Annotated in this window: 16 protein-coding genes; 4 read left to right on the forward strand and 12 right to left on the reverse strand. The window is 37.5% G+C overall.

All coding sequences use genetic code 11. The features are described from left to right. The first annotated feature begins 204 nt into the window (after positions 1–204). Positions 205–2,529: a formate C-acetyltransferase gene (gene pflB, locus B4D49_RS07620; protein WP_132869486.1), complete on the forward strand. Its 2,325-nt coding sequence runs from the start codon at positions 205–207 to the stop codon at positions 2,527–2,529. 60 nt (positions 2,530–2,589) lie between these two features. Then, positions 2,590–3,027 carry a GNAT family N-acetyltransferase gene (locus tag B4D49_RS07625; protein ID WP_286784028.1) on the forward strand — a complete coding sequence of 146 codons (438 nt, stop codon included), beginning with the start codon at positions 2,590–2,592 and terminating at the stop codon, positions 3,025–3,027. A gap of 83 nt (positions 3,028–3,110) precedes the next feature. Here the strand turns inward: B4D49_RS07625 and B4D49_RS07630 are convergent, their stop codons facing one another. The 5 genes from B4D49_RS07630 to gla form a co-directional block, all read right to left on the reverse strand. Continuing rightward, positions 3,111–3,725, reverse strand: coding sequence for a DUF1269 domain-containing protein (locus tag B4D49_RS07630; protein WP_132869484.1), 615 nt, complete (start codon positions 3,723–3,725; stop codon positions 3,111–3,113). Between the two features lie 98 nt (positions 3,726–3,823). Next, the gene (locus B4D49_RS07635; protein ID WP_286784029.1) at positions 3,824–4,744 is read right to left on the reverse strand and encodes a serine hydrolase domain-containing protein; all 921 of its coding nucleotides are present in this window, start codon (positions 4,742–4,744) and stop codon (positions 3,824–3,826) included. Beyond that, positions 4,741–5,487, reverse strand: coding sequence for a CppA N-terminal domain-containing protein (locus B4D49_RS07640; RefSeq protein ID WP_286784030.1), 747 nt, complete (start codon positions 5,485–5,487; stop codon positions 4,741–4,743). The genes B4D49_RS07635 and B4D49_RS07640 overlap by 4 nt, the downstream gene beginning before the upstream one ends. 263 nt (positions 5,488–5,750) lie before the next feature. Beyond that, entirely contained in the window at positions 5,751–6,218 is a 468-nt protein-coding gene (gene tnpA, locus B4D49_RS07645; RefSeq protein ID WP_286784031.1) for an IS200/IS605 family transposase, read from the reverse strand. A gap of 179 nt (positions 6,219–6,397) precedes the next feature. Next, positions 6,398–7,243, reverse strand: a complete 846-nt coding sequence (gene gla / locus B4D49_RS07650) for an aquaglyceroporin Gla (RefSeq protein ID WP_132869189.1) — start codon at positions 7,241–7,243, stop codon at positions 6,398–6,400. A 120-nt stretch (positions 7,244–7,363) separates the two neighbouring features. On the opposite strand from gla, the gene B4D49_RS07655 reads away from it, so the two are divergent. Next, positions 7,364–9,646 carry a Xaa-Pro dipeptidyl-peptidase gene (locus B4D49_RS07655; protein WP_286784032.1) on the forward strand — a complete coding sequence of 761 codons (2,283 nt, stop codon included), beginning with the start codon at positions 7,364–7,366 and terminating at the stop codon, positions 9,644–9,646. A 34-nt stretch (positions 9,647–9,680) separates the two neighbouring features. Here B4D49_RS07655 and B4D49_RS07660 read toward each other — a convergent pair whose 3' ends face one another. Genes B4D49_RS07660 through B4D49_RS07690 form a run of 7 tightly spaced genes read right to left on the reverse strand, consistent with a single transcriptional unit; the run spans position 9,681 to position 16,008 of the window. Continuing rightward, entirely contained in the window at positions 9,681–11,333 is a 1,653-nt protein-coding gene (locus B4D49_RS07660; protein WP_286784033.1) for an ATP-binding protein, read from the reverse strand. Further along, the gene (locus tag B4D49_RS07665) at positions 11,326–12,003 is read right to left on the reverse strand and encodes a winged helix-turn-helix domain-containing protein (RefSeq protein WP_132869192.1); all 678 of its coding nucleotides are present in this window, start codon (positions 12,001–12,003) and stop codon (positions 11,326–11,328) included. Before B4D49_RS07665 ends, B4D49_RS07660 begins: the two co-directional genes overlap by 8 nt. Further along, positions 12,000–12,653, reverse strand: coding sequence for a phosphate signaling complex protein PhoU (gene phoU, locus B4D49_RS07670; RefSeq protein ID WP_132869193.1), 654 nt, complete (start codon positions 12,651–12,653; stop codon positions 12,000–12,002). The genes B4D49_RS07665 and phoU overlap by 4 nt, the downstream gene beginning before the upstream one ends. After that, positions 12,650–13,399, reverse strand: a complete 750-nt coding sequence (pstB, locus tag B4D49_RS07675; protein ID WP_286784034.1) for a phosphate ABC transporter ATP-binding protein PstB — start codon at positions 13,397–13,399, stop codon at positions 12,650–12,652. Before pstB ends, phoU begins: the two co-directional genes overlap by 4 nt. After that, positions 13,392–14,270 (reverse strand): phosphate ABC transporter permease PstA, encoded by an 879-nt coding sequence (gene pstA / locus B4D49_RS07680; protein WP_132869194.1) that lies wholly within the window; start codon positions 14,268–14,270, stop codon positions 13,392–13,394. Before pstA ends, pstB begins: the two co-directional genes overlap by 8 nt. A gap of 1 nt (position 14,271) precedes the next feature. Then, positions 14,272–15,117: a phosphate ABC transporter permease subunit PstC gene (gene pstC, locus B4D49_RS07685; protein WP_199543302.1), complete on the reverse strand. Its 846-nt coding sequence runs from the start codon at positions 15,115–15,117 to the stop codon at positions 14,272–14,274. A gap of 9 nt (positions 15,118–15,126) precedes the next feature. Then, positions 15,127–16,008, reverse strand: coding sequence for a substrate-binding domain-containing protein (locus tag B4D49_RS07690; RefSeq protein WP_286784035.1), 882 nt, complete (start codon positions 16,006–16,008; stop codon positions 15,127–15,129). 248 nt (positions 16,009–16,256) lie between these two features. Here B4D49_RS07690 and B4D49_RS07695 point away from each other — a divergent pair, with 248 nt between their 5' ends. Beyond that, positions 16,257–16,556, forward strand: a complete 300-nt coding sequence (locus B4D49_RS07695; RefSeq protein ID WP_039696271.1) for a YbaB/EbfC family nucleoid-associated protein — start codon at positions 16,257–16,259, stop codon at positions 16,554–16,556. Positions 16,557–16,570: the final 14 nt, after the last annotated feature.

Here is a 16,570-nt window from a genome sequence, read left to right on the forward strand (position 1 = left end):
TCTGACTCTATTATAACAATTTTCATTGCTTTCAATCAAAGCTTACAAATTTCTAGTACAGTTCTCCTTGTTTCTGAAACTGTACTAGAAAAGATTCTTGTTTTTTCCAATTTTTTTGCTTGGGAAAACGCTTCCTTTATGATAAACTTATACTTGTAAATGTAACAGATGACCTGTTACTAGAATTTAAGGAGAAATCTCATTATGGCGACTGTTAAAACAAATGCAGATGTTTTTGAAAAAGCCTGGGAAGGCTTTAAAGGTACTGACTGGAAAGAAAAAGCCAGCGTTTCTCGCTTCGTTCAAGCTAACTACACACCTTATGATGGTGATGAAAGCTTCTTAGCACCAGCTACTGAACGCTCTCTTAAAATCAAAAAAATTATTGAAGATACTAAAGCTAAATACGAAGCAACTCGTTTCCCAATGGACACTCGTCCAACATCAATCGCAGATATTCCTGCCGGCTATATTTCAAAAGACGATGAATTAATCTACGGTATTCAAAATGATGAGTTGTTCAAATTGAATTTCATGCCAAAAGGTGGTATCCGTATGGCAGAAACAGCACTTAAAGAACATGGTTATGAACCTGATCCTGCTGTTCATGAAATTTTCACAAAATACTCTACTACAGTAAATGACGGAATCTTCCGCGCTTATACATCTAATATCCGCCGAGCACGTCACGCTCACACAGTAACTGGTCTTCCAGATGCTTACTCTCGTGGACGTATCATCGGTGTCTATGCTCGTCTTGCTCTTTACGGAGCTGACTACTTGATGCAAGAAAAAGTTAACGACTGGAACGCTATTACTGAAATCGATGAAGAATCAATTCGTCTTCGCGAAGAAGTAAACATGCAATACCAAGCTCTTGGTGAAGTGGTTAAACTTGGTGACCTTTATGGACTTGATGTTCGTAAACCAGCCATGAACGTTAAAGAAGCTATTCAGTGGGTTAACATTGCTTTCATGGCGGTCTGCCGTGTTGTCAATGGTGCCGCTACTTCTCTTGGACGTGTGCCAATCGTTCTTGATATCTTTGCTGAACGCGACCTTGCTCGTGGTACATTTACAGAATCTGAAATTCAAGAATTTGTTGATGATTTCGTATTGAAACTTCGTACTGTAAAATTTGCTCGTACTAAAGCTTACGACGAACTTTACTCAGGTGACCCAACATTCATTACAACTTCTATGGCAGGTATGGGGGCTGACGGTCGTCACCGTGTTACTAAAATGGACTACCGTTTCTTGAACACTTTGGACAATATCGGTAATGCTCCAGAACCTAACTTGACAGTACTTTGGACTGACAAATTGCCATATTCATTCCGTCGTTACTGTATGAAAATGTCACACAAACACTCTTCAATTCAATACGAAGGTGTGACAACAATGGCTAAAGATGGTTATGGTGAAATGTCATGTATCTCATGTTGTGTATCACCACTTGACCCAGAAAATGAAGAACAACGCCACAACATCCAATACTTTGGGGCTCGTGTTAACGTCCTTAAAGCTCTTCTTACTGGTTTGAACGGTGGTTATGACGATGTTCATAAAGATTACAAAGTCTTTGATATCGAACCAGTTCGTGATGAAGTCCTCGACTTTGAAACTGTCAAAGCTAACTTTGAAAAATCACTTGATTGGTTGACTTCAACTTACGTAGATGCTCTTAACATCATTCACTACATGACTGATAAATACAACTACGAAGCTGTTCAAATGGCCTTCTTACCAACTAAACAACGTGCTAACATGGGATTCGGTATTTGTGGCTTTGCTAATACTGTTGATACATTGTCAGCAATCAAGTACGCTACTGTTAAACCAATCCGTGATGAAGATGGCTACATCTACGATTACGAAACAATCGGTGACTTCCCTCGTTGGGGTGAAGATGACCCTCGTTCAAACGAATTGGCTGAATGGTTGGTAGAAGCATACACTACTCGTCTTCGTAGCCATAAACTTTACAAGAACGCTGAAGCTACTGTATCACTTCTTACAATCACTTCAAACGTTGCTTACTCTAAACAAACTGGTAATTCTCCAGTTCACAAAGGTGTTTACCTCAACGAAGATGGTACTGTAAACCTTTCTAAACTTGAATTCTTCTCACCAGGTGCTAACCCATCTAACAAAGCTCGTGGTGGTTGGTTGCAAAACCTTAACTCACTTGCAAGCCTTGACTTCTCATATGCTGCAGATGGTATTTCACTTACAACTCAAGTTTCTCCACGTGCTCTTGGTAAAACATTCGATGAACAAGTTGATAACTTGGTAACTATCCTTGATGGTTACTTCGAAAACGGTGGACAACACGTTAACTTGAACGTCATGGACCTTAAAGATGTTTATGACAAGATTATGAATGGTGAAGATGTTATCGTTCGTATCTCAGGTTACTGTGTAAACACTAAATACCTTACAAAAGAACAAAAGACAGAATTGACACAACGCGTCTTCCACGAAGTTCTTTCAATGGATGACGTTGCTGAAACTGTTGCTGCTAAATAATAAATATCTAAAAAGACTTTGTCAGTTGACAGAGTCTTTTTTTGTCCTTAAAATAGAGCTATGAAAATCAAACAAACTCGAAATACACTCTCAGATACCTATCTTGATGCAGTAAAAATCCGTCAGCTAGTTTTTGTTAAAGGTCAAGGCGTTCCTTTATCTCTTGAGATTGACGAAAACGAAGCATATTGTCTGCATTTTGTTCTTTATGATAATCAGGATAAAGCTGTGGCAACCTGTCGTATTCTACCCAATCAAGACCATAGCCAAGCTACTCTGCAACGTATGGCCGTATTACCAGCCTATCAGGGTCAAAACCTGGGAAAGTTTCTCTTAGAAGAAGTTATCCATTTTTGCAAACAGCAAGGCTTTAAAGAAATGATACTTCACGCCCAATTAACTGCAAAAGGATTCTATGATAAACTTCATTTCACCTGTTTTGGTGATGAATTTGAAGAAGCTGGTATCATGCATATCAGCATGAAAAAAACACTTTAAATCAAATAAAAACTCTCTTGATTTTGCTCAAGAGAGTTTTTTTATCACTGTTTAGAGATGAATAGAACTGACTGCTTTTTCTATTACTCTTTTCCTTTTAAGCGACGGAATTTCGCTTTAATAGCTTCTGCAATATCGCTTCCTTGTTCTTTCAAGTGGTTAACACGACGTTCATTCATGTCTTCTTGAACTTTATCAAAAAGTTCATCCTGAACTTGACCGGCAAGTTCTACTTCATGAGCTAAAGCCACAGCATCCCAACGCATAATATTCGTCTTGTAAGGAGCAAAGACATGGTTCAATACACTTTCGTCTTCTTCACGAACCAAAGCAATAACCGCCACATCGCCATCAAGCAATTTAGTTGTGACTTCTTCGATTAAGTTATTATCACTAGAATCGTTCATACTACCGCTTGCCGCACCAGCGAGACTTCCGATACCATAACCAATAATAACACCAATTGGTCCACTCAAGATACCAATCAAACCACCAACAATTCCACCAATTGTGGCATATTCACGACTAGTATCATCAAAATCAATGGAATCTTTGATTGTAATTTTACCATCTTCGTTCTTGACCAAGGCGATTTGTGCAATTTGGGTGTGGCTATCTTGCTTAAAGGCTTTTAATTCTGAAAATGCTTGATAAGCTTCACTTTCAACATCAAAAACAACAGTAAGTACATCTGCCATAACTTTGTCCTCCTTTTCTCTGGTTACCTTCATTATAGCACTTTCACGCTAAAAAATCCGAGAAAAAGTAAAACGTTTTCATAAAAATAGCAATATTTCTATAAATTTTCCTGAATCCAATCAGAAATTTTCTTTCGCTCCTCAATCCAAAGAGGTCGATCATCGTAAGAATATGTACGATTAGTCAAGAAAATAGCAGCTTTTTGTTCTTTTCTATTAATGGCCACATAAGTTCCCGTATACCCCGTGTGGTCAAGCCAATCCCCTTCTTTATTCCATGCAAGAGAACGTTCTTTATTAGCATAACTAAAATTTTGCCAAATATCACGTGAAAAATCATCAATCAGATAATGTTGACAAAGTTTTTCAAGGTCGATCACATTCGAAAATAGACCAGCAGAACCAGAGTGACAACCTAACACTTTAGCCTTAGGATCATGAACCATGCCATCATCAATTCCAGCTACCGTTGGTACAGCACCCTTAACTGGTCCAAAGCCTGTCTTTGTCATACCAAATGGTCCAAAAACCTGTTCCTGAAAAATGTCAGCCAGAGATTTACCAAAATAGTTTTCCAGCATAAAACCGAGCAGTAAAAAGTTGATATCTGTATACAAGAAATTCTTTTTATCTTCTACCGTAATGTGATTAATCGCTTCTTTTAGCTCTTTAGCATTAAGTGAATCACGATTTGGGATAAACGGGTTAATCCCACTACTGTGCGTCAAAAGCTGACGAAGTGTTAATTTAGATTCATGAAAATCAGGATAGTACTGCTTCAAAGGAGCATCAATATCCAATTTTCCCTCAGAGATAAGCGAGATAATAACAGTTCCAACACCAACAGCCTTAGAAACAGATGCTAAATCATAAATCAATCCAGGAGAAACAGCAGTCTCACCATCAATTGTACCAATGTACCGCTCTGTCCACTGATTACCTTTAAAAAGAGCTATACTAGCTCCATGATAAATATTGCGATTGATTTGATTGTTAATAATGTCTAACAAATCTGTCATTTGATAAACCAAATTTCAACTTGACTAGGATCAGAAAGAACTAGGACACTTTCTTTTTTATCTAGATAAATAGATTGTCCCTTAGCTTCAAAATAGTCTGCCAAAGCTTTCAAATCATAGTTCTCAGGCACTTTAAATTCTAGAATTTCCAAATCCCATGTTGTCAAAGGATCAACAGTTAGGTCTGCACCTTTGCCTTGTTCAAAGTTGAGCTCTAATGGTAATTTACCAGCAAAGACATCTTGGTAAAAGGCTTGTGTACCAGCTTTGTCAGCAACATTAAGGGTCAAACTTTCAAAATGAAATTCAGATACTTCCTCTAAGTCATCATTTTCAGGGAAAGTTTGTTTTTCAATTTCTGTTAATTCTTGAATATCATCTTCTGAATGTATAAGGAAAAGATCACCTTCTGGAGACACTGTCTCAAAAGCATAACCACGTTTACCTTTGAAAAGTCGTTCAACGTCAATGCCATTTCCTAAAATAGCTTCAATTTCATTTGCTTTAGGGATTTTAACGACGATTTTATTAACCTTTTTGTCACCTTGAACCGCACGAGTATCAGGCGCTGGCGATTCTTCAATAACGAAACGAGCATTTCGGTGTTTCGTCGAAAATACAGCGATTGCATTTTCTTCATTTACTAATTTAAAACCTAATTTTTGGTAAAAATCGATGTTATGATCACGATTATTAATACGTAAAACGGGATACCTAAACGTGACTCCGTTAAATAAAGTCATAATTGTCTCCTCACAGTGTTTTTTGTTAGATTATGTTATACAAGTTCTTACAAAAATAAGGACTGGGTCTTTTCTATTTTAGAAAAAAATAGTCAGTTTGACAAGAAATTATGCTCTCCTCTATTAGTCATAACCACCCGTGAAAACGGGTGGCTTGTACACCGGCTATAAGCCGTTAATCTCCAGCAGCGTCTAAAGACGCTCGCTGAACGTTGTTCAGGTCATGCTTCTATTACTTGACTATCGCCCGTAACAACGGGCTTTTATCGTGTTCTAAATCCTCCATCGGAAAATAGATCTTCATACTCTTTTACACTTAACTTATCCAAAGCTATGTCATCTTTCTCCTGTTCGCGAATATACTTCGCTACAGTTTGTTCGTTTAGTCCAACAGTACTTACGTAATATCCCCTAGCCCAAAACTTACGATTTCCGTATTTATATTTTAAATTTGCATGCTTATCAAATATCATCAAAGCACTTTTTAAATATCCCATAAAATCCGAAATCGCAAGTTTTGGTGAAATTAAAACAAGCATATGAACGTGATCTGACATCATATGCCCTTCTATTATCTCAACTCCTTTATATTGACATAGGTGACGGAAAATACCTATTAAGTCTTGTCTAATTGTATAGTAAATGGATTTTCTACGATATTTGGGTGTGAATACTATGTGATATTTGCACATCCATTTTGTGTGTGATAAACTGTAACTGTTTTTTGCCATTTCTTTTTCCTTTCTTTTTTCTAACCTGAACAATTAGATTATATCAGGAAAAAGAAATAGAAGCTCAAAGCCTTGTCAGCCACCAGCTTAGCTGGTGGTTTTCTTGTTTTTCTCTTCGAGAAAAACTGGCTTGAAGCCATAATAAAAAGAACCCGAAGGTTCTTTTCTGATTTATTATCTTATAGGTATAAGAATTTGAACAAGGCAACCGCAGCAACACCAGCAAGGATTGGAGCTACAACTGGTACCCATGAATACCACCATTTAGAATCGCCTTTGTGTTCACCAAGAATTGATTTTGGAAGCAAAGCATGGACGATACGTGGACCAAGGTCACGTGCAGGGTTAAGACCAGGACCTGTAGGACCACCAAGTGAAGTTACAAGTGTCATAACAAGGAATCCGATCCCCATGTGAGCAACAGCAAGTGAACCTGTAGTGTAAGGAGCAACTTGAGTTGCAGCTGTAGAAGCATCATAACCTGCAGCAGTCAATTGAGAAATCAATTGTGCACCGAAGTAGTTTTTAGTAAGAGCCATTGCACCAAAGAAAAGTACAAATGATCCAAGGAACTCATTCAAGAAACCATTAACCCATGCAGCTTTGTGGCTGTCTTTTGTACCATCGTCAACAGCTGAAATAGTTGAGAATGATCCAAGGATAGCATTTGGGTTTTCAGTTTGAAGGTAGTATGGTTTGTGAACCATAACAACAAGTAATTGACCAAACATTGCACCAAGTACTTGAGCGATGATGTATTGAGCAACGTGTGACCATTCAAACATACCTGAAACTGCAAGTGCAATTGTGAAAGCAGGGTTGATGTGGTTACCTGATACGTTACCAAACATAAGAGCTGGCATCATAACACCAAAACCATAACCAAGAGCGATGATAACCCAACCTGAGTTGTGTCCTTTTGTACCTTTAAGATCAACGTTTGCAACAGCACCGTTACCAAGGATGATAAGAAGAGCTGTTCCAATAAATTCTGTGATATATTTCACAGTCCATGAAAAGTCCATGTCTTTTTATTTCCTCCAAAAAAAATATAGTTTAGACAACTAACATTTTATCAAGTATAATAGATAATGTAAAGGTTATCTGTAAAATAAAAACGTTTACTTTTAGAAGGAGAAATTTTCATGAAATACAATCAATTCTCTTACATACCAAGGCCTGCCGATGCTTGTGAACAAGAATTACAAGCTCTTGGATTTGAGCTCAACAAGCGTCAATCTGACAAGGAGGCTTTGGAGCACTTCTGCCGTAACATTTTCTTTAATTATAAAGATACGGACTATCCACTTCATAATCTCATTGCTGATTTTGAGACGGATTTATTAACATTCTTCCAATCTGATCGTCCTCTAACGGCAGATATTTTTTATACCATTGCCCTTCAATTACTTGGATTTACACCACATGTTGATTTTACAGATACAAATGACTTCCTAGAAAAAATTGCCTTTCCGATTAATTACCAAAAGGGACACATTATTGAAGCTCTTTACCACCTTCTTGTTAGCCGTCAAAAAAATGGTATGACGTTACTTGATGATTTAATTAGTAAAGGACTTATTCCTGTTGACAATGACTACCACTTCTTCAATGGAAAATCTTTAGCAACTTTTGATACAAGTGACTTAATCCGAGAAGTTGTCTACGTCCAATCACCACTTGATACTGACCAAGATGGTCAATTAGATTTAATTAAGGTCAATATCATTCGTCCAAATACCAGCCATCAAGTGCCAACTATGATGACAGCTAGTCCTTACCACGAAGGAACAAATATCGTTGCTAACGATAAGAAACTTTACAAAATGGAAGGTGACTTAGCTGTCAAACCTGCTGGTAAGATTGAGGTAGAAACACGTGACTTCGAATCATTAGCAACTCCTGACTTAGATCTTCCAGTAGGGGAGGCCGAAGAAAGCTTCAACTTTATCGATCCTTATACTCTAAATGATTATTTCTTAGCTCGTGGCTTTGCTAACATCTACGTTTCCGGTGTGGGAACAGCAGGTTCAAACGGCTTTATGACTAGCGGTGATTATGCTCAAGTCGAAAGCTTCAAAGCTGTTATTGACTGGTTAAATGGGAAAGCAATTGCCTTTTCTAGTCATCGCCGTGACCAAAAGGTACTTGCAGGCTGGTCGAATGGACTCGTTTGTACCACTGGTAAATCTTATCTCGGTACCATGTCAACTGCCCTTGCGACAACGGGTGTAGAAGGGCTAAAAGTCATCATTGCAGAATCAGCCATTTCATCTTGGTACGACTACTACCGTGAAAATGGACTTATCTGCAGTCCTGGCGGTTATCCTGGTGAAGATCTTGATGTTTTAACTGAATTGACTTATTCACGTAATTTGTTATCAGGTGATTATCTTCGTAATAACACACATTATCAAGAGCTTCTCGATGAGCAATCAGCTCAATTAGATCGTCAATCAGGTGACTACAATCAATTCTGGCATGACCGTAACTATCTTCTTCATGCTGATAAAGTGAAAACTACTTGCGTTTACACACACGGTCTTCAAGACTGGAACGTTAAACCACGTCACGTTTTCAATATTTTTAACGCCTTGCCAAGCTCTGTTGAAAAACATGCCTTTCTTCACAATGGCGAACATGTTTACATGCATAATTGGCAATCCATTGATTTTAGAGAAAGCATGAATGCTTTGCTTTGTCAAAAAATGTTGAATCAAGATAATTACTTTGATTTACCAACTCTGATTTGGCAAGACAATAGTCAAGAACAAACATGGACAAGCAGCTTGACACAATTTGGTAGTGCTAACCAAGAAACATTGCCTCTTGGAAAAGACCTTCAAATCATTGACAACCATTATGGCAAAGATGACTATGAACGTTATAGTAAAAACTTCCGCACATTCAAGAGTGACTTATTTGCAGGAAAAGCAAATAACATTTGCCTTGATATTCCAGTTAACCAAGATTATCACATCAATGGTCAGGTAACATTGCATTTGACACTTAAATCCAGTGAAAATAAAGGTCTCTTGTCAGCACAAGTTTTAGATTATGGTCAGAAGAAACGCTTCAAAGACGTTCCAACCAATCGAGCTCTACATGCTATCGATAACGGCCGCAACTTCTCACGTGAAGCACTTAAAGAATTACCATTTGTCAAAACACAAGAACGTGTCATCACAAAAGGTGTTCTCAATCTTCAAAACCGAAATGATTTGCTAACTGTCGAAGACATTAAACCAAACGAATGGATGACGCTTGATTTCACTCTTCAACCAAGCATCTACAAACTTAAAAAAGGCGATAACTTACGTGTTCTTCTCTACACTACAGACTTTGAACACACTATCCGCGACAATAGCAATTATATTTTAACCGTTGATTTAGACCAATCAAGCATTAGTCTTCCGGTAGAAAAATAATTATAAAAAGGTTGAACCCAGGGTTCAACCTTTTTTATTTATGAAATGTTAGTAACATCTGTGTTCCAATATTTTCCTGACTTCTGACTTGGATAGTAGCCTCATGAAGTTTTAAAGCATGTTTGACAATAGACAAACCAAGACCAGTTCCACCAACTTTTCTTGAGCGACTTTTATCAACACGATAGAAGCGTTCAAAAATCCGTTCTTGTTCTTCTTTTGGAATGCCAAGACCAGTATCCTTAATAGCTAAGAAAACGTATTTTTCATCCGATGTTATTGTAACTTCGACGCTTCCTTTATCACGGTTATAAGTAATAGCATTATCGCAGAGATTGTACAAAACTGAGTGAATCAAAGCAGGATTTCCTAGCATCATGGTTGGCTGACCTGTTAAGTGTAAATGGATCTGTCTCTGACTAGCTTTGGTAGCCAAACTATCAAGAACATTTTTAGCAGTTGCATAGATGTCCAATGTTTCCATAGGTACCTGATCAGTCTCATCCAAATGTGAAAGATTGATAATATCTTCAACTAGGTGAACCATGCGCTTAGATTCTTTGTAAATTTTGCCTGCAAAATAAGGAGCATCCTCACTTGAAACCATTCCATTAACCAGCATCTCTGAGTATCCTGAGATAACATGTAAAGGTGTCTTTAATTCATGTGAGACATTAGCCGTAAATTCATGACGCAGCTGTTCAATTTGTAATTGTTCTGTCACATCAAATAAAAGAATGACCAAACCTGTCACATGACCATCAAATAAAATCGGGCGAATCAGAACTTTATAACTCTCCTTATCAAACTGAATGATTCCCTCTTGTTTTTGACCAGCTAGACCTGATTTTAACCATTTATGAAACGACAAGTCTCTCGTAATTTGTAAGATGTCTTTTCCAAGACAAGTTTGATCTGTCTGAAAAAGTTGTTGCGCCGCGTCATTAATACTAATCACCTGACACTTAGCATCCAACAAAATAATACCTTCTTTAATTTTTGAAATGATGGTATCAAATTCTTCTTTTTTCTGGTTTAACAAGGCTTCTTGCTTACTTAATGCTTTTTGATGATGAGCAATTCGTCTTAACAAAGGAGAAATTTCATCATAAGCTTCATTTTGCAGTGGCTGATCTAAATCTAAATCATTTAGAGGAGCCACAATACGTTTGGCAGTATATCGCGCAACCCAGATTGATAAAGCAATAGCTAATATGATAATCAAGGCAAATGGTTGAAACATGCGAATATACAGTAATAATAAGCTGTGCTGTGTCACTGATAATCGGATAACCGTTCCGTCATCAAGACGCTGTGCTAAATACAAGGACTTAGTTGTTAAAGTAGATGAATAGCGCGTGCTTTCTCCATAACCTTCAGCCAAGGCTTCCTTGAATTCTTTCCGATTGGCATGATTATCCATCTTCTTTGCATTAGACTGACTATCATAAAGAACATCTCCTTTATGGTCAATCCAAGTCATTCGAACTCCTGATACCTTAAGGTGATTAAAATAGCTTTTTCCCTCAAGATTAACCCCTTGGGCAACTAAGGACGTCTCTGTCTGAAGTTGTTCTTTTTGTACTTGGGCAAAATAGCTATAGAGAACCCCCATAATCAGCATAATTGCTAAAAAGAGAATTCCCAAAGCTACCATAAGCGTCGAACGAAAAATCTTCTTAACCATTGTCATCCTCCAGGCGATAACCGACACCACGAATCGTTTGAATATAATGGCTAGCATCACCAAGTTTTGTTCGAAGCGTTCCAATATGAACATCCACAGTTCTCGTTTCACCTAAAAAATCATCTCCCCAGACTTGTTTAAGTAGATCTTGTCTGGTAAATACACGATTGGGATTTTTCAGCAAAAGAGCAAGAAGTTCAAACTCTTTCAGAGTTAAATGAATCACTTGATTATCTTTTTTAACAATATAATTTTCCACATCTAGTGATAAATTTCCAAGCTGTAGTTGCTTAGGAGCAGGTGCTTTTTGACTTCGACGCAAAACAGCCTTAATTCGTGAAATCATCTCCATCATGCCAAAAGGCTTGACAAGATAATCATCGGCTCCCATATCTAGCCCTTTTACCTTGTCGTATTCCGTTCCTTTGGCTGTTGTCATAATGACTGGAATATCTGCAGTCATAGGTGTTCCTTCTAGCTTTTCTAAAATGGCTAAACCATCACTTCCAGGCAACATAATATCTAATAAAACCAAATCAGGCTTTTGACTAGACACGGCTTGCCAAAAGTCATCAGCGTTTGGAAAGCCAAGAGCTTCAAAACCTGCTGTTTTTAAAGTATAGAGCATCAATTCACGAATATTATCATCGTCTTCAACACAGTAAATCATATGTCATCTCCATCTAATTGCCCAGTAATGGAAAAAATCACCCATTTGGCAATATTAACCGTATGGTCACCGATACGTTCAATGTATTTGGCTACCATCAAGACATCAATAGCATGCTCGCCATCAACATCTTTGCCTGAAAAATATGTCATCAAATTTACCTTTATTGTATCAAAATCTTGGTCAACTGTATTGTCGTAACGAACAACCTGATTTGCCATCTCTTCATTGTCGTATACAAAGGCATCAATACTGGTTGTTACCATACCTACAACATGGCCGACCATTTTTTGCAAATACTCTAACTCTGGTCCAGGTTGAATGTGACCTTGATTCACAATTTCACCAATTTCTGCAGCTTGCGCTCCAATACGTTTCATGTCATAAACCATCTTCAATGCTGCTGAAACTCGCCTTAAATCTTTAGCAACAGGCTGTTGACGTAAGAGTAATTTCAAACACTGATCCTCAATATCACGCTCAAGCCGTTCAATTTTCTGGTAGGTTTTAACCACATTGTTAACCAAATACGAATCATCTTTCTTCAAAAATTGAACTGATTTTGAAATGACATCCTCACACAAGGCTCCCATCAGGATGACATTTTTCGTTAGCTCTTGCAGCTGATTTTCAAATGTTGAACGAATCATCCAAATCTCCCTGTAATATAATTTTCTGTTCTTTCATCTTGCGGCAGTGAAAAGAGCTGGCTTGTTTGATTACACTCAACCAACTCCCCCATGAGAAAGAAAGCTGTCTTATCTGAAATTCTCACTGCTTGTTGCATATTATGAGTTACCATGACAATGCTATATTTTTCTTTTAAAACAATCACCAAATCTTCGATTTTTGACGTTGATATAGGATCCAATGCACTAGTTGGTTCATCCATCAATAAAACTTCTGGCTCAATAGCTAAAGCACGCGCAATGCAGAGACGTTGTTGTTGACCACCCGATAAACCCATAGCCGATTTCGTCAAACGATCTTTGACCTCATCCCAAATTGCTGCTTGTTTTAAAGAACGTTCAACAATTTCATCTAGTTGAGCCTTCGCGTGAATCCCATGTGTTCTCGGTCCAAAAGCAATATTGTCGTAAATGCTCATTGGAAATGGATTTGGCTTTTGAAATACCATACCAACTTTTTTACGTAATCTGTTGATATCAATATCTTGATAAATGTCTTCATCATCTAGAATCACTTTCCCAGTGATACGACAATCTTTAACCAAATCATTCATGCGATTCAAACTTTTTAACAAGGTGGATTTTCCACACCCTGACGGCCCAATAAAAGCTGTGATTCCATTTGCTGGAATTTCTAAATCAATCGATTTTAACGCGTGAAAATCACCATAATATAAATCTAAATTATCAACAATTAACTTACTCATCACTCATCTCACTTCCTAGACATCTAGCCACAAAACCAGATAAAACATTAATACCAATGACTAATACCAAGAGAACTACTGCTGTTGCATAAGTCTGATTAAGATATAAGCCCTCACCAGATATCGCATACATATGAACTGCTAAAGTTCTAGAGGAACTAAAGACACTTCTTGCTACTTCCGCAACAGTTCCAGCTGTAAAAATAAGAGCCGCAGATTCTCCGATAATACGGCCAATTGCTAAAATAACCCCTGAGAAAATACCCGGTATTGCACTTGGTAAAACTATTCTAAAAATTGTCCGTAATTTTCCAGCACCTAAAGCAAAGGCTCCTTCTCGGTACCCATCAGGAACAGATAGTAAAGCTTCTTCCGTTGTACGCATGATTAGGGGAAGAATCATAATACTTAACGTAATACCACCTGATAACAAAGAAAGACCAAAATGCGCATACTTAACAAAGAAAAGTGCCCCAAACAAACCATAAATAATCGATGGAATTCCTGAAAGTGTTTCGGTAGCAATCCTAATAATTGAAACTAATGGATTATCCCTTCTAGCGTATTCCGTTAGGTAAATAGAAGCACCAATTCCAATCGGAACAGCAATCAAAAGGGTCAATAGCGTTATCGACAAGGTATTAATCAAAGCTGGTAATAGAGAAACATTTTCTGTCGTATAAGTTAAAGCAAATAAGCCCTTACTAAGATGAGGTGCCCCCTTAACTAGAATATAAATGACAATAAAAGTGATAACTAAAAAACTTAAGAAGGCTGCCAAATACACCACGCAAAATAAAATCATCGACAGAGGATCTTTTTTACGAGAGTCAATCTTTTGTTTGATATTTCTCTGATTGATATTTTTCATACTAATCCTCTTTCCGTAATAATGAAAAAGCAATGTTAACAATCAAGACAAACAGAAACAAAATAACAGCCGTTCCAATCAAAGCTTGCCTATGAAGTCCTGATGAATACCCCATTTCCATAACAATATTTGTTGTTAGTGTTCGAACCCCTGAGGTTAATGAGCTTGGTAAAATCGCCTGATTACCTGCTACCATAATAACAGCCATAGTCTCTCCAACAGCGCGACCAAGTCCGAGAATAACGGACGCCAAGATGCCGCGTTTGGCAGCAGGAAGTACCACAAAAAATATACTTCTTTCATGAGAAGCTCCCAGAGCTAATCCTCCCTCATAATAAGAGTTGGGCACCGCACGAATGGCTGACTCCGACACACTAACTATAGTTGGCAAAATCATTATTCCCAAAAGAATCGATGCCGTTAGTACTCCCATACCATAGCCACCAATGTAATTACGCACAAAGGGAACAAGGACAACTAAACCAAAGAAACCATAAACAACCGACGGAATTCCTGCCATTAAATTAATAGCTGACTTCAAAAGCTTATAAAGAACAGGTGGACAAAATTTTGCCATAAAAACTGCCGTAAAGATACCAATCGGAACCCCTATGACTAAAGCTCCCAGCGTCACATAAAGAGACCCAACAATCATTGGTAAAATGCCAAATTCATTACTTGATGGACGCCAAATTTCTCCCAGAAGAAAATTTTTAATGCCAATTTCTTTAATAGCAGGCAGTCCATTTGCCAACAAGAAAATGCATATCAATAAAACTGAAACGATTGAAATACAGGCTGTTAAAAAGAATAGCCCCTGCATGATTTTTTCTTTTTTGTGATTCATGACATCCTCTTAATCAGTCAAGTCTTTCCAGGCTGTTATTTTGCCAGAAAATATATCTTTTACCTGTTGGCTGGTCAAATTTTCTACCTCATTAGCCTTATTGACAACAAGTGCAATGCCATCCATTGCAATAACAGTTGATGAAACACCTTTTGCTTTTTCAGCTTCCTCTAATTCACGAGAAGCCATACCAATATCCGATGTTCCATCAATAGTGTCAGTGATACCGGTTGATGAGTCACTTTGTTGAATATCGACTTTAACACCTGGATTAACTTTACCATAAGCTTCTTTCAATTTTTCCATAACTGGAGTTACCGAACTAGATCCAGAAACCACTACTTTTCCAGTAGTCACACTTGTTTGATAAGGCTCTTTTTGCTCAAGAGGAATATAGCCATTATCCTTAACAATCTTTTGACCATCACTGCTTAAGATATAAGCCATGAAATCCTTTGCTGACTTACTGATTTCTGATTTTGTCACAATATTAAATGGACGAGAAATCTTATAAGAACGATCCTTAATTGTCTCAACACTAGCTTTTTGGCCATCGATATTCAAAACTTTGACACTGTCATTAAGAGCACCTAGTGATGCATAACCAATTGCTGACTTATCTCCAGCAACAGTTGTTAATGTGACCGATGTTGAGTTCGTTACGATAGCACTTGATGTAGTCATATCAACTGTATCGCCTTTACTATTTTTTCCTTTTAAATCAAAAAGCTCAACAAAAGCACCGCGTGTCCCTGATCCTTCTTCACGAGAGACAACATTAATCTGCCCCGTTCCTGACTCAGTTTTAGATGATTTTCCACAAGCAGATAAGACTGAACCTACTCCCAAACTAAGTAGAGCTAAACCGGCTAACATTTTCCATTTTTTCATGGCTTTCTCCTTTAACATCTTTATAGTCGTCATTATAAGCAGTTAATATCAAATCCATTACCTGTTTTTTGTAAAGTTTTTGTAAAATCCTCTCTTATCAGACCAAAAACAATAATCATAATCATAACCCTAACTCCAAACTTTAAGTTCTATAGGAAAGATGCTATAATATTAATATCTTTTTCAAGATAAATTTCCAAATTAATAAAGACTCAAACCCTCGCTACGAAAGGAATCTTATAACTATTATGATGAACATGCAAAACATGATGCGTCAAGCTCAAAAACTCCAAAAACAAATGGAGAAAAAACAAGCTGAGCTTGCTAGCACAACTTTCACTGGAAAATCAGCTCAAGAATTAGTTGTTGCTGAATTCACAGGTGACAAAAAATTGGTTAACATCTCATTCAAAGATGCTATTGTTGACCCAGATGATATCGAAACTCTTCAAGATATGACAACACAAGCTATCAACGATGCTCTTTCTCAAGTTGATGCTGCCACTCAAAAAACACTTGGTGCTTTCGCAGGGAAATTGCCATTCTAAGCTAAACATCAAAA

The organism is Streptococcus sp. UBA4344 (genome assembly GCF_002393675.1).
In the GTDB taxonomy this organism is placed as follows: Bacteria; Bacillota; Bacilli; order Lactobacillales; family Streptococcaceae; genus Streptococcus; species Streptococcus vicugnae.